At 64.0% G+C, this 322-nt stretch carries 1 protein-coding gene; it reads right to left on the bottom strand.

What is annotated here, in order from left to right:
• Nucleotides 1-322 (bottom strand): elongation factor Tu (locus EJ903_RS26610; RefSeq protein ID WP_483964206.1); only part of this gene is annotated, 322 nt, incomplete at both ends.

A 322-nucleotide genomic window follows, 5' to 3' on the forward strand; every position in this document is an offset into this window, starting at 1 on the left:
ACGCGATGATCGTGGCGACGACGCCGGCACCGACGGTGCGGCCGCCTTCACGGATGGCGAAGCGCAGGCCTTCGTCCATGGCGATCGGAGCGATCAGCTCGACGTTCATGGCGACGTTGTCGCCCGGCATCACCATCTCCACGCCTTCGTTCAGCGTGACCATACCGGTCACGTCCGTCGTGCGGAAGTAGAACTGCGGACGGTAGTTGGTGAAGAACGGGGTGTGACGACCGCCCTCTTCCTTCGTCAGGATGTAGGCTTCGGCCTTGAACTTGGTGTGCGGGGTGATCGAACCCGGCTTGGCCAGAACCTGGCCGCGCTC

Source organism: Azospirillum griseum, from assembly GCF_003966125.1.
GTDB classification, from domain to species: domain Bacteria; phylum Pseudomonadota; class Alphaproteobacteria; order Azospirillales; family Azospirillaceae; genus Azospirillum; species Azospirillum griseum.